Source organism: Vibrio genomosp. F10 str. 9ZD137 (assembly GCF_049974785.1).
Classification (GTDB): domain Bacteria; phylum Pseudomonadota; class Gammaproteobacteria; order Enterobacterales; family Vibrionaceae; genus Vibrio.
In genome coordinates this window covers 1-397 of sequence record NZ_JBNGCJ010000193.1, presented here as the reverse complement: position 1 = coordinate 397, position 397 = coordinate 1, and the positions used below count along the sequence as shown (strand labels likewise).

Genomic DNA, 397 nt, shown 5'->3' with positions numbered 1-397 from the left:
TTGGCGCTTAATACCGCCTGTGCAGCGGGTGGCTTAGGTGCAGCAATGATTTTGGAGGTTGAATAATGTCTCAGTCTAAAGCGTTCCACTTGAAAGTGGATGACAATAAGGTGGCTTGGCTTTCAATTGATGTGCCGGGCGAGAAGATGAACACGCTTCAGTCTGCCTTTGTTTCCGAGATTAAAGATATTTTGGTTGAACTTGAATCTTATCAAAGTGAACTCAAGGGCGTGATTATTCATTCCGATAAGCCCGACAACTTTATTGCGGGTGCCGATATTCGCATGTTAGCGGAATGCAAAACAGCCCAAGAAGCCCAAGCGCTCGCAGTGCAAGGGCAAGAGATGTTCCAGGCGTTATCCGATTTACCTTACCCTGTTAGATCGGAAGAGCGGTT

The 397-nt window shown here is 46.9% G+C and carries 1 protein-coding gene; it reads left to right on the top strand.

The annotated features are described in order from the left end of the window. Positions 1-65 precede the first annotated feature (65 nt). Positions 66-397 (top strand): enoyl-CoA hydratase-related protein (locus ACP45E_RS02505; RefSeq protein ID WP_241824251.1); only part of this gene is annotated, 332 nt, incomplete at its 3' end.